The sequence below is a fragment of the Shewanella algidipiscicola genome (genome assembly GCF_003605125.1).
In the GTDB taxonomy this organism is placed as follows: domain Bacteria; phylum Pseudomonadota; class Gammaproteobacteria; order Enterobacterales; family Shewanellaceae; genus Shewanella; species Shewanella algidipiscicola.
This window is the reverse complement of record NZ_QPQT01000013.1, coordinates 83953-106983: the sequence shown is the minus strand read 5'-3', so window position 1 is coordinate 106983 and position 23031 is coordinate 83953. Positions and strand designations below refer to the sequence as shown.

Annotated in this window: 20 protein-coding genes; 5 read left to right on the top strand and 15 right to left on the bottom strand. The window is 43.4% G+C overall.

Annotated features, from left to right (window positions below):
* The first annotated feature begins 914 nt into the window (after window positions 1-914).
* The gene (locus DVO77_RS14645; protein ID WP_119978845.1) at window positions 915-1634 is read left to right on the top strand and encodes a SapC family protein; all 720 of its coding nucleotides are present in this window, start codon (window positions 915-917) and stop codon (window positions 1632-1634) included.
* A 484-nt stretch (window positions 1635-2118) separates the two neighbouring features.
* Here the strand turns inward: DVO77_RS14645 and DVO77_RS14640 are convergent, their stop codons facing one another.
* Entirely contained in the window at window positions 2119-4740 is a 2622-nt protein-coding gene (locus DVO77_RS14640; RefSeq protein WP_119978844.1) for a TonB-dependent receptor, read from the bottom strand.
* A gap of 422 nt (window positions 4741-5162) precedes the next feature.
* On the opposite strand from DVO77_RS14640, the gene DVO77_RS14635 reads away from it, so the two are divergent.
* On the top strand, window positions 5163-6185 hold the full coding sequence (locus tag DVO77_RS14635) for a LacI family DNA-binding transcriptional regulator (RefSeq protein WP_119978843.1): 1023 nt from the start codon (window positions 5163-5165) through the stop codon (window positions 6183-6185).
* A gap of 145 nt (window positions 6186-6330) precedes the next feature.
* Here the strand turns inward: DVO77_RS14635 and DVO77_RS14630 are convergent, their stop codons facing one another.
* A complete protein-coding gene (locus tag DVO77_RS14630; protein ID WP_110456541.1) occupies window positions 6331-6669 on the bottom strand; it encodes a P-II family nitrogen regulator in 339 nt (112 codons plus the stop codon).
* Between the two features lie 288 nt (window positions 6670-6957).
* Between DVO77_RS14630 and DVO77_RS14625 the strand changes: the two genes are divergently transcribed.
* Complete coding sequence (locus tag DVO77_RS14625; RefSeq protein ID WP_110456542.1) at window positions 6958-7470, top strand: GspH/FimT family pseudopilin; 513 nt, start codon at window positions 6958-6960, stop codon at window positions 7468-7470.
* Between the two features lie 139 nt (window positions 7471-7609).
* The gene (locus DVO77_RS14620) at window positions 7610-8101 is read left to right on the top strand and encodes a GspH/FimT family pseudopilin (RefSeq protein ID WP_119978842.1); all 492 of its coding nucleotides are present in this window, start codon (window positions 7610-7612) and stop codon (window positions 8099-8101) included.
* 84 nt (window positions 8102-8185) lie between these two features.
* On the opposite strand, the gene DVO77_RS14615 is transcribed toward DVO77_RS14620, so the two are convergent.
* The 12 genes from DVO77_RS14615 to murJ all read right to left on the bottom strand — a co-directional run bounded on the left by DVO77_RS14615 (window position 8186) and on the right by murJ (window position 22006).
* Window positions 8186-8482, bottom strand: coding sequence for a TapY2 family type IVa secretion system protein (locus DVO77_RS14615; protein ID WP_119978841.1), 297 nt, complete (start codon window positions 8480-8482; stop codon window positions 8186-8188).
* Window positions 8479-8868, bottom strand: coding sequence for a type IV pilin protein (locus DVO77_RS14610; RefSeq protein ID WP_119978840.1), 390 nt, complete (start codon window positions 8866-8868; stop codon window positions 8479-8481). Before DVO77_RS14610 ends, DVO77_RS14615 begins: the two co-directional genes overlap by 4 nt.
* 2 nt (window positions 8869-8870) lie before the next feature.
* Window positions 8871-12449 (bottom strand): pilus assembly protein, encoded by a 3579-nt coding sequence (locus tag DVO77_RS14605; RefSeq protein WP_119978839.1) that lies wholly within the window; start codon window positions 12447-12449, stop codon window positions 8871-8873.
* Window positions 12446-12916, bottom strand: coding sequence for a pilus assembly PilX family protein (locus DVO77_RS14600; RefSeq protein WP_110456801.1), 471 nt, complete (start codon window positions 12914-12916; stop codon window positions 12446-12448). Before DVO77_RS14600 ends, DVO77_RS14605 begins: the two co-directional genes overlap by 4 nt.
* A 13-nt stretch (window positions 12917-12929) precedes the next feature.
* Window positions 12930-13910 carry a PilW family protein gene (locus DVO77_RS14595; RefSeq protein WP_119978838.1) on the bottom strand — a complete coding sequence of 327 codons (981 nt, stop codon included), beginning with the start codon at window positions 13908-13910 and terminating at the stop codon, window positions 12930-12932.
* On the bottom strand, window positions 13911-14450 hold the full coding sequence (gene pilV / locus DVO77_RS14590; protein WP_119978837.1) for a type IV pilus modification protein PilV: 540 nt from the start codon (window positions 14448-14450) through the stop codon (window positions 13911-13913).
* A 230-nt stretch (window positions 14451-14680) separates the two neighbouring features.
* Window positions 14681-15610, bottom strand: a complete 930-nt coding sequence (gene ispH / locus DVO77_RS14585) for a 4-hydroxy-3-methylbut-2-enyl diphosphate reductase (protein WP_204165105.1) — start codon at window positions 15608-15610, stop codon at window positions 14681-14683.
* A gap of 29 nt (window positions 15611-15639) precedes the next feature.
* Window positions 15640-16062 carry an FKBP-type peptidyl-prolyl cis-trans isomerase gene (gene fkpB / locus DVO77_RS14580; protein ID WP_110456550.1) on the bottom strand — a complete coding sequence of 141 codons (423 nt, stop codon included), beginning with the start codon at window positions 16060-16062 and terminating at the stop codon, window positions 15640-15642.
* 4 nt (window positions 16063-16066) lie between these two features.
* On the bottom strand, window positions 16067-16579 hold the full coding sequence (lspA, locus tag DVO77_RS14575; RefSeq protein ID WP_110456551.1) for a signal peptidase II: 513 nt from the start codon (window positions 16577-16579) through the stop codon (window positions 16067-16069).
* Window positions 16580-16589: 10 nt separating this feature from the next.
* Window positions 16590-19412, bottom strand: coding sequence for an isoleucine--tRNA ligase (gene ileS / locus DVO77_RS14570; RefSeq protein WP_119978836.1), 2823 nt, complete (start codon window positions 19410-19412; stop codon window positions 16590-16592).
* Window positions 19413-19445: 33 nt separating this feature from the next.
* Window positions 19446-20381 (bottom strand): bifunctional riboflavin kinase/FAD synthetase, encoded by a 936-nt coding sequence (gene ribF / locus DVO77_RS14565; RefSeq protein WP_110456553.1) that lies wholly within the window; start codon window positions 20379-20381, stop codon window positions 19446-19448.
* Window positions 20382-20446: 65 nt separating this feature from the next.
* The gene (gene murJ / locus DVO77_RS14560; protein ID WP_119978835.1) at window positions 20447-22006 is read right to left on the bottom strand and encodes a murein biosynthesis integral membrane protein MurJ; all 1560 of its coding nucleotides are present in this window, start codon (window positions 22004-22006) and stop codon (window positions 20447-20449) included.
* A 247-nt stretch (window positions 22007-22253) separates the two neighbouring features.
* Between murJ and rpsT the strand changes: the two genes are divergently transcribed.
* Window positions 22254-22520, top strand: coding sequence for a 30S ribosomal protein S20 (gene rpsT, locus DVO77_RS14555; RefSeq protein ID WP_110456555.1), 267 nt, complete (start codon window positions 22254-22256; stop codon window positions 22518-22520).
* 152 nt (window positions 22521-22672) lie between these two features.
* Here the strand turns inward: rpsT and DVO77_RS14550 are convergent, their stop codons facing one another.
* A complete protein-coding gene (locus tag DVO77_RS14550; protein WP_110456556.1) occupies window positions 22673-22969 on the bottom strand; it encodes an ArsR/SmtB family transcription factor in 297 nt (98 codons plus the stop codon).
* Window positions 22970-23031: the final 62 nt, after the last annotated feature.

Sequence of the window (23031 nt, the reverse complement as noted above, 5' to 3'; positions counted from 1 at the left end):
TTTGCGGGCTTTAGCGATACGCAATGGCATATATTCAACTTATGATTAACACAGTGTTTTGCATGCCAATGACGCCGAATAATGGTCTCACGACAGCGACTTGAAATGCCGTTCGCCACTATGATGCTTCGCTATTAGTCACTAAAAATCGCCATAAAAAAATGCTAGGTGCAGTAACTGTAATTCACAGAATAAAGCACCTAGCTATCTCTAGCATCTGGGGAGAGACTATAGGAAACATCAAACACAATTACGCTTGATTGACCCAAGCGGCAACTGCCAAACACATGCATGTAAGAGACCTCTTCCTACATCATGCAAGCCTTACAAACAGAGATGCCACACAAGCAAATGACAACGCTGTCATCTGTAAACTTACACAACAAAAAACAGAATATCTACATTTTTTTGACAAAAGAGGCTTTTTTTAACTTAACCATGGCTATGTCAATCCAGATTGGCACAACCTAGAGCCACCAAACAAAGCAACAATTTCACGACAATACAACCAACAATTGGTAACATCGTCATATTACTCTTAAATGTAACCCGAGCGAGGTTAATGGTGCGGTAACCGCTGAGCTCAGTTTATTCAACTATCACGACAAGGCACAATGCTCTCGCTAACAAAAAGTGTGAATAAACATACACATGAATACCGCCACCACTTATTTTAGCGCTAAGAGATTAAATGCTAAATCACTAGATATTATGGTGCCAATAAAACCGGCTCTTACTATTTTGGGTAAAACGAGCAACATTTGCTCGACTAGCAAAATAACAATCAAAGTAAAATGCTAAATAAAGAATATTAAATTAATAAAACTAATTAGCGTTAGAGATAATGTTAAAGGCGGCTTTTAACTTTAGCCAACTCAAACTAACGCCTATGCATCAAATAAAGGTAACCTACAATGACACAAATCGTACCGCTTTCTTCACAAAAACACTTGCATTCCAAGTTAGCTCAATCAACTGACTACAGTCGATTTTCAACTCAGCACTTAATCCCTGTTGTTGCGCGAGAGATCCCCAATTTAGCCGCTGAATTCCCGATTGTGTTTGTGAAAAATAGCGAGACTGGTCAATTTACCCCTGTGGCAATGATGGGCATTAAACCGCAAATAAACCTCTATTGTCAGTCTGCAAAATGGCATTCGCCGGTAACCCCATTAGGGTTTAGTAATGCTCCTCTGTCCATCGCAAAAACATCTGCACAAAGCGATGAACTCATCATCTGTATCGATGAGCAGAGCCCCTTACTCTCACAACATGAAGGGATAAGACTCTTTACCGATAATGGTGAACAGACCGACTATCTTATTGCTCGAACCAACGCCTTAATGGATATTGCAGCACTACATCAACAAACACAGGCTATATGCCAATATCTGGCAGATAAAAATCTGCTTAGCCCTCAACAACTCACCATTAAGGGAGGCGAAGACGTACAACACATCAACATTAGTGGCGTATATGTTATCGATGATAAAAACCTTAATGCTATCAGTGATGACGATTTTTTAGCTCTTAAAAACAAAGGATTGCTGCCCCTTATCTACGCTCACAGAGCTTCGTTAAACCAATTAGCAAGACTAATTGCTGAGCAGAATAAATACGACAGCCAACAATAACTCATCACGCGATGCTCTAGTGGGGAGAAATCGTTATTAACACTTGGTGATAAAACGCAAAGTCATATCGCCAAGCGCTTCATTTAAATCGATTGGCAGCCGCTTCAAATAAATCATATGACAGTGTTATATCGAGCGTATAATGCTGTCTCTATTGATACTTCACTCTACAAGCACGCTACACCACAAAGTCAGTTGTTATCATCTGACCTTGTCGTGATGACACAACAAATAATGGTATGTGAGCAGGCCCTATCCCCGTGCAAGATATCGACTAACCTAGCCATCATTAGCGGTAAGTCGCGCGACTTCCTACCAAGCCACTTTTGCGCTCACCGTGATGATAACGATACTCTAAGTGCCCAGGTATTAGCTTTGGAAGCAAACCTATCAAGCCTAATAGCAAGAGTGTTAGCCTTGCCATGCTGCCAATAAAAAGCCCAGCAGATGCTGAGCTTATGACGATAGATCATCAGAACCAAGGTTAGAACCTAAGTGCTACCCCCAGCTTGTATCGAGCTTCACCTTCGAAGCTCCATACTGGATAATCGGCCTTAAATTCAGGGATAACTTCGGCATCTAGCGGCGCAACACCTGTTTGAATGCTATCTTCTTCGGTTAAGTTGACCGCTTCAAAGGTAATGTCCATCCAATCAGTAATACTGTAATTCATGCTTAAGTCGAGTGAACCATAGTCTTCATGTTGACGGTTGCCATAAAATCCTGGCAATTCACGCATCATGTACTCACTACGCCAGTTGTAAGCTAGGCGAGCATTGAAGCTCTCCATTTCATAGTAACCGACTAAGTTAACTGTGTGCTCAGACGAATCAGAGAATACACCCACTCGATCTGGGTAATTCTCCGCTGGTGACCCCGCATCGGCAAAGGTGTAGTTAACCGAGTAGCCGAAACCGTTGTCATATGAGTCTTGAAGTTGTAATTCAATCCCTTCGATACGACCACCATCGGCATTGTACTTTTCACTGACGGTCCAGCAATCGTAAACCCCAACGCCGCATGCACTATCACCTTGGGCGATAAGGTCGTTATCATCAATACCAATCTGCTGGTTTAACTTTTGACGAGTGGTGATAAATGAGCTGACATCTTTAATAAAGTAAGTGATAGATGCTAAGCCTTCGCCGCCAAAATACCACTCTAAGCTAAGATCTGCCTGCGTGGCTTTAAACGGGTCTAATGAAACTGAGCCACGGTTTAACTTTTCATTACCCGGCGTTCCATCGTTCAGGCCTGGGAGCGTTGATGTAGCAAAAAGCTCAGAGTAGTTAGGACGCGATATCACTTGTGCCGCTGAGGTGCGTAAAATCAGATCTGGGGTTAAATCAAATGCGATATTCACACTTGGCAACACATCGTTATAGCTAGACTTATCAGTACTCATCTCATCGGCAAATTGACCTGAATCACTCAATGCATAGTAATCAGATTCGACATCGGTAGAGATAAAGCGCAAACCGAAGTTACCGCGAATACCATCGGCTTCAAAATTCGCCATCGCATACGCCGCTAAGTTTTTCTCGTTCAAGGTTCCGTAACCCGACTTATCGCGAGTAAAGCCATCAACAGCGGCATATGCATCATTGATCATCGCATCAAAATTGGGCTTAGGTAGCGTAAAACCAGCACCTGAAGACATGGTGCCTGAATAATAAGCCGAGGCGTCTTTTTCGGCGATATCGCCCACAATAGCGGCATCAGTTTCTTGAGTCACATCATGGTCGGCGTAGCGCACACCGGTTTTAATTGAAGTAATAGCCCCAAAGTCAACAGGGAAGGTTAAATCGACTTGCGCATAAGTCTCTTCATCTGTATTAGGTTGTTTTTTCAATGCCCAACCAGCCGTTGCCAGTTTTCCATTAAAGTCACTGGCATCGAAATCTTTATTTGCAATATCGATAAGAATCTTTTCGCCAGTAGCATCATAGTGGCCAGCAAAGTCACCGGGTTGACCAATTGAATTACCATAATTAGACGTTAGACTCGTGCCACCATCTGAGCTGGTATTACCAACACGCCCTTCTAGAGTGAAATTATCCGCTTCATACTTAAAGTCAAAGTCATAGGTGTCTGACGACATCTCAGCTTGACGAGCCCAAGTTTGTGCCCATGCAAACCCGCCTTCACCTGTATGAGTAATATCAGTACAAACACCGGCGGCATTGGTTTGATTACAGGTACTTACACCTTGTTGAGTTGGAAACAAGAAAATAGAAGTATTAGCGTTATCCGCCTTTAAATCCATACTGGTTACCGTGAGGCCAAACTCTAATTTATCTGTAGGACGATACTGCGCTGCAACGTTATATGCCGTGCGCTCTCTGTCTTGTTGGAATGTCGTGGGGACAATCTCACCCCAACCCAATAAAGTCTCGATACCATTGCGTTGATATTCAGTTTGAGAGCCTGCTGCCGACACTAGAATACCGAAGTTTTCGTTGTCATTTTTCCAACTGTATAGCCCTGAAAGCGCCGGATCAGTCTCTTCAGAGATAGTCCCGTAATCACCTTTAGCACTGAGGAATACAGTGTTGGCATCTAAATCTAACGGCTTACGGGTCTTAACGATGACAGTGCCGCCGATACCACCTTCGGTGATGTCAGCCTGTGAAGACTTATACACTTCAATACCACTCACCATCTCTGGTGGCAGTAGTGAATAGTTAAAACTACGGTCGATAGCCTGTTGATCAAACCAGCCAGTTGAGGCAACTGAGTGACCATTGAGCAGCGTTCGGGTAAGTTGTGATGAAGCACCACGAATCGACACCTGCTGCCCTTGACCAAATTGACGATTAACTGTCACACCTGGGATGCGGGCTAAAGACTCACCCACATCGCCATCGGGAAATTTACCAATATCTTCAGCGGTAACAGCGTCGACAACTGCATCAGAAAAGCGCTTAGCGTTAATAGACGCTTTCATCGATGCACGTAAACCACGCACTTCGATTTTTTCAATATTATCGGTATTAACGGTTTGTGCCTCAGCTTCCGCTGCGATGGCTGAAACCGACATTGCACCGCTCATCAGTAGTGCAATATTTGTAGCTAGTATACTTTTCTTAAAAGTAGATGGTCGCATCTCGTATCCCTTCCATAACTTTATTATCGTTTTAGTTTCATGCCCATTCCTTCAACAGGAATGACAACGCTGTCATGTGAGTACAAAGATTACACAACAATTAACACTTGCGCCACAACAAAATAACCAAATGAGATAAAATATCGTCTACTCCATCACAAACCCAAAAAGAATTAATTTAGAGAATAGAATATAAGCTGCTGATAATATTCATTTAAAATAATGTTTAGATTTAGTATCGATTAAGGAGAATCGTTCGAATAAAATGCTAAAATCGATTTGATGATTGCTTAATCAGATAAAAATTAGCAATATTGTCGGTAGGGGAAGTGAGATCTGCTGTGTCGTCATACAGTACATCGTTTGAAAAAATTAAATTCTGTAGACTGCAATTAGCAGCTATCACAATGAGTGTCCACTAGATGAAAGTAACCATAAATGATGTCGCTAAGTACGCTGGAGTCTCAATAAAGACGGTATCCAGAGTCACCAACAAGGAGCCGTCGGTCAGGCAGGCCACCATTGATAAGGTTAATCAAGCCATTACGGCGCTTAACTACCAACCCAATGTGGCCGCACGTAACCTAGCAGGGACCAAATCGTATGTCATCGCTTTTGTGTATGACAACCCAAATGCCTACTATGTCATTGATATGCAAAATGGTATTTTATCAGCATGCAAACAAAGGGGGTACGAGCTACTGATCCATCCTTGTGACGCAACGTCCGAAAATATCTGCCAAGAACTAACAGATATGGTGCGTCACGCACGCCTATCTGGCTTAGTACTCACTCCGCCTCTGTCAGAAGATCCCAAAGTGCTCGCAGCACTGGACAACATTAACGCTAATTATGTGCGTATTATTGCCGGTGAAGCAGCAGATCAATATGGCGGCTTAACCGTACTTGTTAACGACAGACAGGGCGCTGTATCGATTACTCAACATTTAATCGATCTTGGCCATAAACAGATCGCCTTTCTTAGCGGCGATCAGCAGCACGAATCGACAAAAGAGCGCTTAGCTGGTTTTAAGCAAGCAATGCACAACAACCAGTTACCCGTTAATGAAACTTATATCATTAACGGTCAATATTCGTTTGAGTTTGGAGTTGATGGCGCAAAAACACTATTAAGTAACTCTGAAAGACCGACTGCTATTGTCGCCTGTAATGATGAAATTGCCGCAGGAGCCTTATTTGCAGCTCGTTTAGAAGGTGTATCAATTCCCGCCGAACTGTCCATTGTCGGCTTTGAAGACAGTCCTTTTTCGCGGCAAACTTGGCCTAAACTCACCACTGTGCATCAGCCAAACGATAAGATAGCCCAAACCGCTACCGAGTTACTCATTGCACAGCAAAACAAACAAGAAGACACCCCAACCGAGCATATGTTTATGCCAGAGCCCGTGATCAGAGATTCCTCTGCTAGCCCACTGTTATCCTAAGAGTTAACTAGTTATGGACGCGCGACGCAGGCAATAAAAAGCCGTTGTTTAGTAGCAACGGCTTTTTATTAGCTTGATGACTCGCGGCAACCAATAACAAGATGTCCCAGTGATTAAGGTCTGTCACTAGTAGCAGTCACGATAATTACACCGCCTCTTCGTTTTCTTCACCAGTTCGAATACGGATAACACGCTCGACTTCGGTAACAAATATCTTACCATCGCCAATTTTTCCCGTTCTAGCGGTATCGACTATCACTTCGATAGCCTGCTCTAATTGCTCGTCCTGGATAACAAGTTCAATTTTTACCTTAGGTAAAAAATCGACCATATATTCGGCACCGCGATACAATTCGGTGTGACCTTTCTGACGTCCAAAACCTTTGACTTCAGAAACTGTCATGCCTGTAATGCCAATTTCAGCCAGAGATTCTCGTACGTCATCTAACTTAAATGGCTTAATTATGGCTTCAACTTTCTTCATCAAACGCTCCCTTTAACTTAATTTGGCAATAACAACATATTGTTATTAGCTTACCATGCTATATGGTTACGCAGAAGTTGAATATCTACAACACCAAACAGAAGTAAAATCCGCAGCGAAGAACAATATCAACCAACATCCTACAACAAATGGGCGGCCCCCCCCACCAACAACTATACTTTAGTTTTGCTGCCACTTTTTAAGTCAGCCAGTATAACCGACCCATTTAGTAACACCCCATGAATGTGATCACAGGATACGATCACTATGTACGCACAGGGATGAAGTATGAAAAAATATCATGGATTTAACCTCATCGAATTAATGGTGACTTTAGTTGTCGCCACCATCTTAATCGGAATCGCCGCCCCAAGCTTAAGTAACCTTTATGATGCACAGCGGGCAAATAGCGCTATCAGAGAAATTCAACAAACATTACAATTTGGCCGAAATGCGGCGATAAGTTATGGATTGCGCGTCACCATTTGCCCACTAAAAGATAACCAATGCGATGACAATTGGCAGAACGGACTAACCGTGTTTACCGATTCAGGCGTGCTCAATCAGCTTGATAATAGTGACCAATCACTATTAACCACAGGCCCATTTAATTCCAACGATAGCGTAACTTATAATCGGGATGCGATTCGTTTTTTACCCGACGGGCTCGCTTCAGGAACGAATGGAACACTCATCTATTGCCCGAGATCTGCCGATAATCCAAATGCACGAGCTGTTATAGTCAATCAAGCTGGTCGGGTTCGGTTTTCAAATAAAACAGATCTCAACTGCATTAAGTAATGCCGCTCTCACAACGTCACACATTGTGTGATAACCTTTTTAATGCCAATTTATTGGCATTAAAAAGAATAAGTTATATATACTGAAATTGAAAAAGTTCTCGCTTATACTTAACCCGTTAACAACGAGGGCACTATCAATGCGACATCCGCTACAAGGGTTCACCCTAGTCGAACTCATGGTCACTATTGTGATAGCTGGCATATTACTCACCATTGGCGCTCCCTCTTTGATATCTGTTTATGAAGGTGTTCGTGCCAATAATAATATTGAAAAAATTCATAATATCATGGCATTTGCACGAAACCAGGCAATTAGTTACGGCACAAGGGTCAACGTCTGCCCATTTGCAAGTGCAACCTCTTGTGGTGCGACGACAGATTGGAGCGGTGGTATTAGGGTATTTATTAACGCAAATGGCACCGAAACTGAATTGAGGGCGATCGACGGCTTTAACAGTCAGGATGCTATAAAAGGGCCTAGCGGTAACATCACCTTTTCATCAGAAGGCTTATCATCTGGAGGAACCATTATCTACTGCCCTGACGGTAAAGCCGACTCATCACAGAGTATCAATATTAGTAGCAGCGGGCTGATATCTTATGGTTCGACAGGTATTACTTGCTCATAAACACGACCAAAATAATAAAAAGCCCTGAACATATTACGACTAAAAGTCGTTATGACAGGGCTTTATATTAATAGCTATCGAAGCCTATCTTAATGTTCGCTCATCTAACGCTTTAGAATTATCGCTGCTAAACACTTCAGTTAACGGTATACACTCAACAACATCTTGAATAAAATATTTTTTCCCCTTGGTATCCACTAATTGCTTACCGGGAAGCGATGCGATTTTGAGCGCCACACCTTGTGATTTCCAACGATAAAAAACCACCTTATCTCCCTTGGCGGTATGAATATGGCATTTATAATCTTGTTTGTTATTCCCCGCCGCAGCTAGAACGAAAAGGGGCACGGCACATAATATTACGATAATAAACTTCATCATTTCCAACACTCCGTTGACGGGCCTTTAACACCCGCTGATGTCATGGTGATAGTTTTACAGGTCGAATCTCTGCTAGCTTGACTCCCCTGCGCCGTCGCAGTGATGGTAAAAGAACTGGTACCGACAGAGGCCACGCTATAGTGACCATGCTCTGTCACGAAGGGATTAGCAAGACCAAGTTTAGCCATGTCAGTCGCATAAGCACGATTATCCAAATAATACTGCTCTTGCAGGTTAGCCACTCTCATCACTGCTGCAACCCCTTCAGAGCGCCCACTTTTAGTGATGTAGTCGATGTAAGATGGATAGGCAATCGAAGCCAAAATTCCAACGATTGCCACAGTTATCATCAACTCAATCAGAGTAAAACCGTTCACTTTTTGCATTACTAATTATTCTCATCGTGATGATAATAAAGCTTATTGGTGTTTAAACAAGCATCAAGGTTAATTGTTCCAGTACAATTAAACCCATTAGCATCACAAATACCTTTACCAATGATCAACATAATCTGGCTTTCGCAATCAGTGCCTGGCTCGGGATCAGGTTTAGGAGGGCAGGCATCAGTACATCCACTATCATCATCGTCATCATCCTCATCGTCCTTGGGCGGGGTAATGATCTTGGGCGGCTGAGGAATACAATTATCACATACGTCAATAACATATTCTTCAGAATAACGAGCCCCCTTATGTAAATCTAATGTATACAATCTTCCAACAGAAGAAACTGTACACACATCTTGATCAACCGCTGGCTGGGTAGGAGTAAAGGACGTAAAATATACCTTTCCTTTAATAATAACGGAAGGTGATAAGCTTTTTTCCCCCGCTACAGGAAAGTCATAATACCAACCTTTTTTAGTACCAAATTCGATATTTTCAGCCTCCGTAGTCGGTGACGCAGATGTTACATTATAGAGGTTTGAAAACGTAATCGCTTCAGGTACAGCCGAACCACCGGAACCAAACTGTTGAGTAATAACATTCCTATCTTGTAAGACAAAAAACATATCATTCGTTGATGTACTTAACGGAACAGCCCTATTACCAGTACCTAATGTCACAGCATCATATGGTACATTTTGATAAGCAACAGTCGTTGTTGTGCCAGATTCATCTGTCACTGTTACGTTTGATGTGTTCGTAAAATAGGTTTGGGCAACTGTTGGCTCATAAAAGAAACGACGATCGTTACTTAATGTCCCCCCCAAATCAGCGAACTTAAACCCACTCCAAGTACTCTTATCATCAGAAGGCATGTCCATTCGCCAAACTTTACCACCTAAATCTGATGCATATAATCTATCTGTATACCCATCACTATTGCTATCCAGCGTCGCTATAGAACCAACAATTGAATCTTCTATACCACTTAATATAGTACTACCGCTCGCTCCAAATTTATGTACCAACGACCCTGTTTCTGCGTCCACAATAAAAACAGCGCGGCCATCAGAGTTTTTACCAGTACCAGAATCATACCCATGATTATATCCCCCCCCAAAAATCACCACTGGCTTATCCGACCCAGGAACTTTCGTCACAACAGGAGTGGACCAAGTTTGACCTAAATCGGTGAATCCATCGGTACTATTAGACACTTTCCACAATAATTTGGGTTTGACAGAAGGATCTGTCACATCAAACGCAAAATATGTTTCACCACCTCTTCGCATACCAATAAATAACCACGCTTTAGCTATTGCACCACTAGAGTTTCTCTCTAAATACGCGACAGGTGATCCATCCATTCCATACACACTATGCCCTAGAGAATAGTTATTTCCCCTTAGCGTAGTCACATTGGACAATAGCTGATAAGGCATGAAGGCCCAATTTTCAGAAACAGAAGTGCCAGTATCTTTAAAGGCGTGAAGCATCCCATGATTCGTCCCAAAAAATATAACCACATTGGAACCATCGCCACCATAATCTATCGCAAGCGGTTGCGAATGTAGCGGATCGCCCACTATATCTCCCCTAACGCCAGCAAAATCTTCGGATGTAAATTCCCCATCATCAGCTTTATCAACATTGTTACCTTTAATCCACTCAAACGCTTTACTTAAGTCAGCAGTCGAATCTGGCAATGACATGTATGTCGCTAAGGAGCTCGTTCCTCCGGCATATGATGCCGCGTTAGCCACAGATAAAGCAGTAATAACAGAGTCACCAGAACCGATATCACTATATAAGTTACGTTCGTCGGGAGAAATAGTTCTAGCGGCTCCGCCAAGAATAACATCATTACCATCAGGTGTTCCTGCACAATCACTCCAAAAACTACAAGCAGTTTCGGAAATACCTCCAGAGCTATCAATCGCTAACTTACCTTTTGCATCCACGAGAGATCCACTTGAATTCACCTTTAGTTTCTTGAGATTACCGGCCCATTTTGGACTTTGAGAAGGGCGAAAGAGTGCATAATATGCAGAGTCTAATGTTCTTGTCGGATCAGCGTTACTAAAAGCCACACCAGGAGCGGAAAAGCGCTGACCTGTCTTGGTTATTTCATCAACTATATTACTAATTTTTTCTTGTAACTGTGCGGTATCATTAGCAGCAAAGTACTTACCACCACCGCGTCTAGCAGTTTCAATCAATAATGGCTCAGCTTCAGATCCCTCTGCTAAACTAAAGCCAATAGAATGAGTAATAACTCTTTGAAAATTATCTACATTAGGCAGGATATCATTGTTATACATATATCCTGCTAATGCAGGTAAATAGCTAGACCTATTCCTAACGGTGTCATATTCATATGGTGTATCATTTAATGCTTTTATAAAGTCATCCGCACTAGTGTCAACCGTTGGCGCACCATCTGTAATATAAATCACGTACGCAATTTTCGCACACTCAGTCAATGGAGATTTATAACCACCATTAGCTTCAATGCTTGAGTCATAGGGCGGTCTGTTAGCTCGGTACCAATTCGAATAGTTACGATCAGAATGACCAAAAGTAATACTTCCACCACTAAAGTATCTATAAGCTTCAAATAAGGTTTCACACAAAGGAGTATTTGTTTCAGCGGGAATATTCTCTACAGTACTAATTAATGCATCCTTTTCTGCACTGGTCCTTTGCTTAATGCCCGCAACAATGCGCCCACCATCTCTATCACCTTCTTCAGGAAAATTTAAGTTAAAAAGAGCCAAACCAAAATCGACAGACGGGATCGAACTAATTACGCCGGTAATTGCACTTTGCGCCATTTCTAATCGAGTAGGGGGCGTTTCATCAGGTGGTAGTAAGCCGCCTTTATACAGAGTGTACCAACGTAGATAATTATCGGTATAAAGAGTCACTAATTCTCCGGCGCCAAAGCCTATCGCTTTTGCGATATTTTGCGCATCAGAATCTGTAGCACCATAGGGGATGTAATCTTTGCTAGGTTTGACGCTATCTTGGGGATAACCGGGGTCATACCCAGTTAAAGTTTTATTATTATCAGCAGTGCCCGCTTCGATATCTTCACCACAATCGACTGGATTGTTTTTTTCCGCACCGCTATTTTCTTTAATCTGCTGCCATGTGCCTTTACCATTACCAGTAAACTTAAACTCTCTAATGTAGCCAGTAAAACGGCCATATTTATCCAATGCCGTTTTTGCCGCAGCACAACCATTGATTAATTCATTAAATCGCCGAGATTCAGAAGGACTATCTGGTACTGGTAATGAAGACTCATCCATACCCGTCCCAACCGTAAAATAGATCATTCTACCTTGATACGAATTGGAGCTCCCAACAGCAGGGTAAGTTACGCCTGGATCATAACCCTTTTGTGCGCCCTCAACCTCTGCATCCATACTGCCAGAGTTATCAAATATGATTAAGACTTTACTACGATTTTGAGTTAACTCTGGATTTAAATACAAATCAGTATCGTCAGCCAGTGATTGCGCAGGTATTGTCAATGCAGCGACAAAGATTGCACATAATATTTGATTAAACTTCATATTCCACTCCCTTTGAGCACTTGCTGCTCAATACCTGTAACCACAGTAAGCTGACCTAACTTATCCCGCCCAAAACTTACCTGACTAGATATTTCGATACGTCGACATTCAAATAAATCGGTACCACTTGCATCATCAATACGCTGACAAGACACATTCTTAGGGTCTACTTTTAGACCTCCAGCACCATCATCTACTAGAGGAAGGGGGGTTAATACTTGTGTTCCGCCAGAATAGTTATTGCCGTTGTCGATAGCTGACATGCTTGCAAAAAATGCTGGAGTCTTATCTAACAAAACGGCCGCGATACCACCATCCGCCAACGCTTTAGCCTCTATTCGCTCAGTTCCTGCACCAGCCATCCTGAGAGATTGAGTTGAATTAACAGCCAAAGCAACTCCTATCACCGTCATTATGATAAGCACAATAAGAGAGAAAAATAGCACCACCCCTTTCTGTTTTTGCATATTCATACTTACTCTAACTCCGAATTAAAACAGGATTTTCTAAAACCACAGTTGTAGACATAACTTTTCGCCTAAAATGATCTTTTGGAGCCAGAATAGTTTTATCACCCAATAAATATTGGGTTTCGTTAGTGTAACTCCGATCTTCCTCTACAGCCCTAACAAGCAAAAAAACTTTAAGTGCTACAATCCTCTGAAATGATTGATTATCCCACATGGTTGTATCAACGCTTACTGGAGGCACATAGCGATTTGGGATACCATTTCCATTGTCATCAACCCCATACAGAATTCGCATATTTTCAATCCCTTCAACAAGCTGCTCTTCATTTTTCATTCCGCTTGTAACAGAAAGAGTTTTCCTTCTCAGTACCGGAGTAGAGCCATCATTTTTGATGAAATAGATATGATGTACGTATTCCCAAAGTCGACTGTTATCTAATACAGGCGTAGTTTGATTACCCGTAAAAAAAATTGATTGACTAGACGTTGTAGCAACATAATGATTCGACGCATCATTAGCCGTCAAAGTACTTGGCCCACTAAGCCTCTTTATTTGAAGTACATCAGTGTTATTTTTTACACCTGTTAAACAACTAAAACTTGCACCACTGCCCCCCGCTTCATATCCCCATAAACGCCGGAAATGAGATGCTGTGCTATTTGGTAAAGATGCATTATTAACACCTCCACCAACACAATCATTAGGCACTGCAGCAGAATTGATTGTAGTATTAATACCAACGATAAAGTCTGTCCCCGTCATATCTCCCATAAACCCAAGTTGTGAAAGATCGCGTTCCATAATCGCCAAGGCAATACGACCATTTTCTTGTAGTTGGTTAAATTGACTGGTAGTCGTGACATTTGTGGAAGACATGCTAAACATAGTGAATATGCCAGCAGTTAAAAATAAGCTAATGACCAAAGCGACCATCAACTCCACAAGTGATAGACCAGACTGTAAATAATAACGACCTGACGTGTTTTTCATCTATATGATCACTGTTTGAATAGAATAGATACGACGGTTTTCAGTGCTAGCAGCGCACTTTGGTGATGTGTCGATAATGGGTGAGTCGGCATCAATTTTAGTTTCTCTTATGCCTCGCCATGCCATCACAACGGTCACCGTATTATCAGTAACGCTAATGCACCCCGTTGGCGTATCTAAGCCACCGACATTTTTTCCACCTACGGTTTCTGCAGTCCCTACAAAAGAAGCTCGCCACTCATATAAGTCCCATGCGACTAGCTCAACAGGGTTACATATCGCACTGCCCTTGCACTCTTTACCCGCTGCAGATGGCGCACCTGAATAGACACCTGAATAACGAGCTATTTCATCGCGATTAAGCTTCATGCGGTTAATGATATCGTTAGCGTAATAGGACGCTTGGGTCTGTTGGAATGATTCAAAGCTGCCTCGTTTGGCAACTACATGAAGATTAAAAATACCCACCAAGCCAATAACTAAAATGACTAGCGATACCATCACTTCGATAAGGGAAAATCCTTCCCCATTGTTTCTCACGGTGTCAACTCTCCGATGCTCGCCATTATTTTGACAGCCATTTCAGTAGTTTAGTCTACAATATCTGAACGTCAGTTTGCTCACAAACTATACTGGTTAATGATAGATTAGTCGAATGTTACTCGCTAGTAATGTGCCAATCTGAATTGAATAGAAACGATTATTTGAGCGCATTCTAAGTACAAAAAAAGGAGGCTAAGCCTCCTTTTCTAGTCAAAACAGCGAATTAATTACCTAAGTTCTGCTGGTACGGCAAATACGGTGTCTTCTTTGCGCCCTTCCACTTCGGTGATAACGCTTGGCGCTAGCTGCGCGATAGCATCAATTACTTGCTTTACTAACACTTCAGGGGCCGAAGCTCCAGCAGTCACAGCCACTTTCTCCACACCATTAAACCAAGCGGCATCGATATCATCAGCATTATCGACTAAATATGCTTGAGTGCCTTTTTTTATCGCCAACTCTTTTAATCGATTTGAGTTTGAGCTGTTTTTAGAGCCCACCACGATAAACAAGTCGACATCATCGGCCACATTACGCACCGCATCTTGACGATTTTGAGTGGCATAACAGATATCATCTTTGCGTGGTCCCTGAATCGACGGAAAACGCTTTTGTAAGGCGGCTATCACATCGGCAGTATCATCCATAGAGAGCGTTGTTTGGGTAACAAAGCATAAGTTTTCAGGATCTTTTACGACTAATGCTTCCACATCCGCTGGAGACTCAACCAATAAGACCCCACCTTCAGGGTTATCATACTGCCCCATGGTACCTTCAACTTCAGGATGTCCAGCATGGCCGATAAGGATACATTCAATCCCTTTGCGGCTTGCGCGAGTTACTTGCAAATGCACCTTAGTCACCAATGGACAAGTGGCATCAAATACCCGTAGACCACGTTGTTTCGCTTCGGCGCGAACGGCTTGCGAAACACCATGAGCACTGAAGATAACTATGCTGTCATCGGGAACCTGATTAAGTTCATCAACAAATACGGCGCCTCTATCTTTTAAGTTTTGCACCACGTAACGGTTATGCACGACTTCATGACGTACATAAATTGGCGGTGAAAACAGCTCAAGCGCGCGCTCAACAATGCTGATGGCGCGATCGACGCCAGCACAAAAACCACGAGGGTTGGCCAGTTTGATTTGCAAGCTTTGCGGAGGGTTGGTCATCGCCATAATTAAAGTACCTGAATCACTTCTAACTCAAAGGTAACGGCACGGCCTGCCAACGGATGATTAAGATCAACCGTTACCGAGTCGCCTAACACGTCACGCACAATTCCTGGGATTTCGCTACCACCAGGACCAGCAAAACTGACTATCACGCCAGCTTCTAAATTCATATCGGCAGGGAATTTTGTTCTGTCCATATGGTGAATGGCATCAGGATTGGACTCACCAAACGCGTCGGCCGCCTGCAATGTAAAGCTGTGCTTATCGCCTTGAGCTAAATTGATTAGTTCAGCTTCAAAAGCTGGGCTTAACGTCTCATCACCAATGTTTAATTTAGCCGGTTTACCCGATGCTTTGGTACTATCGGCAGTCGAGCCATCTTCAAGTACTATATTCATGTGGCACAATAACGAACGAGATACAGACACTTAATTACCCCTTTGCGGCGCTTTCGCCGTTTGGTTTACGCTCGGTAATAAACGAATCAATAATGATAAGCCCTGCACCGACACAGATAGCAGAGTCGGCAATATTAAAGGCAGGAAAATGACTCGTATTCCAATAAAAATCAAGGAAATCGACAACAAATCCATGTTGTAATCGGTCGATTAAATTACCTAATGCACCACCAATAACCAAGGTGTAGGCCAAGTTTAATCGCCACAGACCGCGGTGCTGCTTGCGCAGCCACACAGTCAACAGTGTACTAAAACCAACGGCCACTAGGGTAAATAACCAACGCTGCCAACCACCTGCATCACTCAAAAAGCTAAAGGCTGCGCCATAATTTCGCACATAGGTGAAATTAAAAAATGGCAGCAACTTGATTGACTCATACAGGTCAAAATTGGCTAACACCCATTGTTTGGAAAGTTGGTCGGCGATAAACACCAACACAACTATCCAATACCAACGTAAGCCACTCTCTGTCCAGCTTGATGGCATAACGATTCCTTTACGCGAACTGACGAACTTCGCCGTCACCTTCGATGTTAGTCACGCAACGCGTACACAAGGTTGGATGCTCAGCCACTTGGCCAACATCTTCTCTGTGGTGCCAGCAACGCTCACACTTCTGAGCTGTTGACTTGTGCAAGCCCAACTTCAGGCCGGTCAATTCAGTCACTATGGCATCGGCAGGCGCCTGAGCTAAATCCACCACTGTGGTCTTAGAGGTGAGTAACACAAAGCGCAGCTCGTCACCCAATGTGTTTAATGCGCTTGCAAGAGTCTCGTCGGCATAAAGAGTAATTTCAGCCTCTAGCGAGCCACCCACTTGTTTTTCACGGCGCGCATTTTCAATCACTTTGTTGACTTCATCACGCACGCTCAGCAGTTGCTGCCAATAGGCATCACTCAAGTCAGACTCAAGCGTCACCGATTGCAAACCTTCAAACCAGGTTTCGGTAAAGACAAACTCACCACGCTCACCCGGTAGTAAGTGCCAAATCTCATCTGCGGTAAAGCTTAAGATTGGTGCAATCCAACGCACCATGGCTTCTGAAATCAGATACAAAGCTGACTGACAGCTACGACGAGCATGGCTACTGTCTTTAGCTGTGTATTGTCTGTCTTTGATTATATCAAGATAGAAACTGCCCAGCTCAACCGAACAGAACTGCATCAGTTTTTGCGTCACTAAGTGGAAGTTATATTGATCGTACGCTTCAAGCAGTTCTTGTTGCAGTGCTGCGGCGCGGCGCACAACCCAACGATCTAACGCCACCATGTCTTCGACGGCGACCATATCGGTTGCTGGCTCGAAACCTGTAAGGTTAGCTAGCAAGAAACGAGCGGTATTACGAATACGACGATAGGCATCGGCGCTACGCTTTAAGATCTCATCAGAAACCGTCATTTCACCGCTGTAATCGGTGGCGGCGACCCACAGGCGAAGAATGTCAGCACCCAATTTATTGGTGACATGCTGCGGGGCAATCACGTTACCCACAGACTTAGACATCTTGCGGCCTTGACCATCAACGGTAAAACCGTGAGTCAATACTTGCTTGTAGGGGGCTTTACCGTTCATGGCGGTTGAGATCATCAGCGATGACATAAACCAACCACGATGCTGATCGCTGCCCTCTAAATACAGGTCAATAGGATGACCATGAAATTCTGGGCGAGCAGCAACAACCGAGGAGAAGGTCGAACCAGAGTCATACCACACATCTAAGGTGTCAGTTACCTTACGGTATTGTTCCGCTTCATCACCAAGCAGTTCTGCGGCATCAAGATCCCACCAAGCTTGAATACCTTGTTGCTCAATGCGGTGCGCCACGCGCTCCATCAATGCCACGCTGTCTGGATGTAACTCTTCAGTTTCACGGTGTACAAACAAGGTAATCGGTACGCCCCAAGTACGCTGGCGTGAAATACACCAGTCAGGACGGTTCTCGACCATTTTTTCGATGCGGCTTTGGCCCCAATCTGGGATCCACTGCGTCTGTTTAATTTCGCTCAATGCTTGCGTACGTAACCCTTTTTGATCCATTGAGATGAACCACTGCGGCGTAGCACGGAAGATAATTGGCGTTTTATGACGCCAGCAATGTGGGTAACTGTGATTAATCGCCACATGATTCATTAAGGCGCCCTTCTCTTCGAGCAGCGCAATCACACTCTTGTTGGCTTTAAATACATGTTGACCGGCAAAGATCTCTGTATCGGCTTTATAAACCCCGTTATCACCAACCGGGTTAGCGACTTCTAAACCGTACTTTTGACCAACGACGAAATCGTCCTGACCATGACCAGGCGCGGTATGCACCACACCAGTACCAGAATCAACAGTTACGTGTTCGCCTAAAATAACCGGCACATCAAAGTCGTAGAAGGGATGATTAAAACGTAATAGCTCTAGTTCAGCGCCAGCGACTTTCGCCAGCACGGTATGGCTTTGTGCGCCATAGCGCTCCACACACGACTCGACCAATTCATCGGCTAACACTAAGGCTTGAGTATGACCATTTTTAGTGATTTCAACCAAGGTATATTCAATGTTAGCCGCAACAGATAAGGCGCGGTTAGCTGGCAATGTCCACGGTGTGGTAGTCCAGATAACCATTGAAATAGTATGCTGATAATCGCTTAAACCAAATTTAGCTAATAGCGCAGGTTTATCCACCACTGAGAACGCCACATCGATAGCTGGCGACATCTTGTCTTCATATTCCACTTCCGCTTCAGCCAAAGCAGAACCACAATCGGTACACCAATGGACTGGCTTAACGCCTTTGTGTAAATGGCCACTTTCAATCACTTTAGATAGCGAACGAACGATGTTGGCTTCGGTGCTAAAATCCATGGTTAGGTAGGGATTTTGCCAATCAGCAAACACACCTAAGCGGATAAAATCTTCACGCTGACCATCGACTTGTTTGGCGGCATATTCACGACATTGCTGACGAAACTCTGCAGCTGAAACCTTATGACCTGGCTTGCCGACTTTCTGCTCAACCTTAAGTTCAATCGGTAGACCATGACAATCCCAACCAGGAATATAAGGGGCATCGAAACCCGACATGGTTTTAGACTTGATAATAATGTCTTTAAGGATTTTGTTAACAGAGTGACCAATATGAATGTCACCGTTTGCATATGGAGGACCATCATGCAAAATGAAAGGCTTAGCGCCAGTGCGACTTTCACGAATCTTTTGGTATAGACCTTTTTCGGTCCAAGATTTCAACATCTCTGGCTCACGATTAGCCAAGTTACCACGCATCGGAAATTCTGTTTCCGGTAAATTCAGAGTAGATTTATAGTCGCTCATTTGATCCTATACCGTTTATTTAGCTAAAAGAGCTCAGCCTGCATCAAAGCCAAGCAGAGCCAGTGCTCTGTCAGCATCATTTTTAATTTGTCGCTTCAGCGCATCTAACGATTTAAATGGCTGTTCATCGCGAATTTTTGCCACCAATTCAACTTCAACGGTTTTTCCGTAAAGATCACCTTGAAAATCAAATAAGTGGACTTCTAACTGACAATGCTGTCCATTGACTGTCGGTCTAAAACCAACGTTGGCGACACCTTCATAGATATCGCTTCCGGCCCAAAACAACTTAACAGCAAATACGCCCCGCACCGGAGACACTTTACGCTTTAAGGCTATGTTGGCCGTCGGAAAACCAATAGTACGACCAATTTTTTCACCATGAGCAACTCGGCCACACAAGGTAAAAGGATGCCCTAGTAGACGCCTAGCTTGCTCTAAATTTCCCTGCGCCAATTGCTTTCTAATTTCGGTGGAGCTGACACGCTTGTCTCCGAGCACAAAACTTGCCGTATTGACCACTGCGAAACCAAACTTTTCACCCGCACGCTTAAGCATGTCGAAATTACCGCTGCGATGTTGACCAAAACAAAAATCGTCGCCAACAACTAAGTATCTTACCCCAAGCTGTTTAACTAATAATTGTTCGACAAATGCTTCGGCAGGCATCGAGGCAAACTTACGGTTAAAGTTAACACACAGTAGGCGGTCAATCCCTAACTCTTCTAGCAACACAATTTTATCACGCAGCAGACTCAAGCGCGCAGGCGCACTGTCACCTTGAAACAGCTCTTGAGGCTGAGGTTCAAACGTCATTAACGTTGCTGGTACACCATGTTGCTGCGCTTTTTTGACTAGCGCAGTAATGACTTCAGCATGGCCGCGATGGACACCATCGAAATTGCCAATGGTCAGCACACAGCCATGGTGTCTAGGTAAAATATTATGTATACCGCGGATCAGTTCCATTACATTCAATAACTAGCAAGCATAAGTTGGCGGATTATATACCAGCTAAGCGCGATAATCAGCACTCAAAAGCCAGCTTTCATTCTCCAGGGACGAATTCCTAACAATACCATAGTCAATAAGTAGACCACAGCACCGAGCCCAATAAGGCCTGATAACGTCATAACTCTTTCGCCGAAAGACATAGCAAGCCACTGTTCTATAATGGGTAGTTGAAATAATAAAACCATCACCATCAAGCTGGCTGCAACCAAAGTTTTAATAAAAAAGAGTAATGTCTGCTTACTAACTTGATACACACCGGCACGATGCAAACCACGATATAATAAGCCTGCATTCAATAACGCCGACATAGACGTGGCAATCGCTAAACCAACATAGCCAAAGGGAATAGCGAAAATCAGGTTAAATCCCATATTACTGACCATAGCGATAATGCCATAGCGCACTGGTGTTTTGGTATCTTGACGAGAGTAGTAACCAGGTGCCAATACTTTTATCAACATAAAACTCAGTAGCCCCGCCCCGTAAGCCATCAAACTGTATGAGGCCATATTGACATCATCAAGGCTAAAGGCCCCGCGCATAAACAACACCATCAACATGGGTTTCGCTAGCACAATTAAGCCACACATCGCTGGCAGTCCAAGCAATAAAATGGCTTTCACCCCCCAATCCATCGTCTGCGAAAACCCTTGGTCTTGCGCATTTACATGTCGCTTAGATAACGCGGGTAAAATTACCGTCGCGATGGCAATACCAAATAATCCAAGCGGAAACTCTAATAAACGATCAGAATAATAGAGCCAACTGATAGAGCCTGTGACTAAGAAGCTGGCAATAAAGGTATCGAGCAGCAAGTTAATTTGCGACACCGATACTCCAAATAACGCTGGGATCATCAAGGTTCTAATTTTCACCACGCCAGGGTGATGCCACCCCCAAGATGGCTTAACTAATGCTTTCTCACGTAACAAAAAGGGGATTTGAAACAAAAACTGGATCACACCACCGAAAAAGACGCCCCAAGCGAGGCCGATTTCAGGTTTTTCCAGTGTCGGCGCGAGATAGATGGCAGCCGCAATTATGGCGACATTTAAAAAGACGGGAGTAAAAGCCGATACCGCAAAGCGACCTCTCGTATTAAGAATGGAGCCTGCCAACGCCGTAAACGTAATAAACCATAAATAGGGAAAAGTAATCTTTAGCATGAGTGAAGCTAGCTCGAATTTTTCACCATTAGGCTCGTCATTTAGCCAAGCTAAAAACCAGCCGCCGCCGAACAATGCGGTTAATACTGGCGAAGCTATCACTCCCAAAAGAGTAACTACCGACACTAAAATACCAAGTGTCCCCGCCACCTTAGACAGCAGTTCACGCACCTCTTCAGCATTGTGTTTTTCTTGATATTCGGTTAGTACGGGGACGAAAGCTTGTGCAAAAGCTCCCTCGGCAAAAAGACGCCTTAAAAAATTAGGGATCTTATTGGCGAAAAAGAACACATCGGCACTGCTACCCGCTCCCATTAAATTGGCGATAACCACATCACGTACAAGCCCTAAAACACGAGAAATCAATGTCATGGCACTGACAATCATGCCAGACTTAAATAGTTTCTTGCTCAAAACGCCCCCTGACCAGAGCACAGACAACAGCAAAATAAACTGAAAAGTCTATTTTGCCCCTGTCCCAATGCAGCTTTTGCTGCTAGAATTGCGCACCATATTACACGAGTTAGGTTGAAGAACGCCAAGTATGCTCTGATTAATTTATCTTTAAGATAAAGATCCGATCATGGTCATTGACAAAGTGACTAAAAAAAGGCATATTCCTCGACCTTTAAAAATATCTAACCCTTTTAGGAGTTGCACCTTGGCTAATAGCAAGTCTGCAAAGAAGCGCGCGCTTCAATCTGAAAAACGTCGTCAGCATAATGCTAGCCGTCGTTCAATGTTACGTTCATACGTTAAGAAAGTTATCGCTGCTATCAACGCTGGCGATCACAAAGCGGCGACTGAAGCATTTAATGTTGCACAACCAATCGTTGACCGTATGGCGACTAAAGGCCTTATTCACAAGAATAAAGCTGCTCGTCAAAAGTCTCGCTTGAACACCAGAATCAAAGCACTAGCTGCTTAAATTCTGTTAGCGACATAAAAAAACCGGCTTTAGCCGGTTTTTTTGTAACTTAAATTTATCAAGACCCTGTTTTTATTTATAAACAAAAGACCATAAAAAACTGACAATGCTTTCGCTATGCCAGTTTTGCCTGCAGTGCTAGCCGTTTAAGATCAATGACAGTAGATAGTATTGAGCAGCTTAATGATCTCAGACACTTCTTGACTCTTTAGCGAGTAGAATACGGTTTGAGCTTCTTTACGCGTTTCAACTAAATTATCCTTACGAAGCCACGCTAAATGTTGTGACAACGCTGATTGACTTAGGCCTAGCTTCTTATTCATCTCACCTACACACATTTCACCTTCGCTCAGAAGATAACATAAGATAAATAACCTACGTTCATTGGCCAACGCCTTGAGCAGAACAACAGCATTGTCAGCTCGTTGTTGCATCAATTCTATATTCATTACGAGCAATTTCTCCTAAAACAAACCCCGGCACTAATATAGCGTTGACTTAAAGATATAGT

What these genes read in the sequence shown, in the direction of transcription:
- ribF (WP_110456553.1), bottom strand. Translation starts at nt 20,381, where the DNA reads ATGGAACTGATCCGCGGTATACATAATATTTTACCTAGACACCATGGC.
- DVO77_RS14605 (WP_119978839.1), bottom strand. Translation starts at nt 12,449, where the DNA reads ATGAAGTTTAATCAAATATTATGTGCAATCTTTGTCGCTGCATTGACA.
- DVO77_RS14610 (WP_119978840.1), bottom strand. Translation starts at nt 8,868, where the DNA reads ATGCAAAAAGTGAACGGTTTTACTCTGATTGAGTTGATGATAACTGTG.
- DVO77_RS14635 (WP_119978843.1), top strand. Translation starts at nt 5,163, where the DNA reads ATGAAAGTAACCATAAATGATGTCGCTAAGTACGCTGGAGTCTCAATA.
- DVO77_RS14615 (WP_119978841.1), bottom strand. Translation starts at nt 8,482, where the DNA reads ATGATGAAGTTTATTATCGTAATATTATGTGCCGTGCCCCTTTTCGTT.
- DVO77_RS14630 (WP_110456541.1), bottom strand. Translation starts at nt 6,669, where the DNA reads ATGAAGAAAGTTGAAGCCATAATTAAGCCATTTAAGTTAGATGACGTA.
- DVO77_RS14595 (WP_119978838.1), bottom strand. Translation starts at nt 13,910, where the DNA reads ATGAAAAACACGTCAGGTCGTTATTATTTACAGTCTGGTCTATCACTT.
- DVO77_RS14625 (WP_110456542.1), top strand. Translation starts at nt 6,958, where the DNA reads ATGAAAAAATATCATGGATTTAACCTCATCGAATTAATGGTGACTTTA.
- DVO77_RS14600 (WP_110456801.1), bottom strand. Translation starts at nt 12,916, where the DNA reads ATGCAAAAACAGAAAGGGGTGGTGCTATTTTTCTCTCTTATTGTGCTT.
- DVO77_RS14640 (WP_119978844.1), bottom strand. Translation starts at nt 4,740, where the DNA reads ATGCGACCATCTACTTTTAAGAAAAGTATACTAGCTACAAATATTGCA.
- DVO77_RS14550 (WP_110456556.1), bottom strand. Translation starts at nt 22,969, where the DNA reads ATGAATATAGAATTGATGCAACAACGAGCTGACAATGCTGTTGTTCTG.
- lspA (WP_110456551.1), bottom strand. Translation starts at nt 16,579, where the DNA reads ATGCCATCAAGCTGGACAGAGAGTGGCTTACGTTGGTATTGGATAGTT.
- ileS (WP_119978836.1), bottom strand. Translation starts at nt 19,412, where the DNA reads ATGAGCGACTATAAATCTACTCTGAATTTACCGGAAACAGAATTTCCG.
- DVO77_RS14620 (WP_119978842.1), top strand. Translation starts at nt 7,610, where the DNA reads ATGCGACATCCGCTACAAGGGTTCACCCTAGTCGAACTCATGGTCACT.
- DVO77_RS14645 (WP_119978845.1), top strand. Translation starts at nt 915, where the DNA reads ATGACACAAATCGTACCGCTTTCTTCACAAAAACACTTGCATTCCAAG.